Here is a 570-nt window from a genome sequence, read left to right as displayed (position 1 = left end):
CACTGTCGACCACATAGATGTCGTTGCCCGCACCGCCGTTCAGCGTGTCATTGCCGGCGCCGCCGTCCAGCAGATCGTTGCCAGCGCCGCCGATGATCGTGTTGGCGAGCGCATTGCCGGTGCCGATAAAATCGCCGGCGCCGATGAAAGCCAGGTTTTCGACATTGGCAATGTTGGTCAAGGCATAGGAAGAAAGCACCGTCCTGATCAGATCGGTTCCTTCATTCACCCCTTCGGTGACCACGTCGGCCAGATCATCGATGATATAGATGTCGCTGCCCGCTCCGCCGATCAAGCTATCGGCACCTGCCCCGCCATTCAGGGTGTCGTTGCCGACACCACCAGTGATCGTGTTGGCAAGGCTATTGCCTGTCCCGGCAAAGGCTGCCGTTCCGATATAGGTGAGGTTCTCGACATTGGCTCCCAGTGTGTAGGCGGCCAGTATCGTGCGAACCGTGTCGGTTCCCGCAGCGGCGTTCTCGGCAACGCTGTCGCCGGCATTGTCGACGATATAGGTGTCGTCGCCCGCACCGCCGATCAAGCTATCGGCACCTGCCCCGCCATTCAGCG

At 60.5% G+C, this 570-nt stretch carries 1 protein-coding gene; it reads right to left on the bottom strand.

The window, feature by feature from the left end; genetic code table 11:
- A partial coding sequence (locus HX899_RS24290; RefSeq protein WP_181293609.1) for a calcium-binding protein occupies positions 1–570 on the bottom strand: 570 nt, incomplete at both ends.

The organism is Rhizobium sp. WYCCWR 11146 (assembly GCF_013591995.1).
GTDB classification, from domain to species: Bacteria; Pseudomonadota; Alphaproteobacteria; order Rhizobiales; family Rhizobiaceae; genus Rhizobium; species Rhizobium indicum.
Note: the sequence above shows the minus strand (reverse complement) of the source record. Positions and strands in the feature narration are given on the sequence as shown.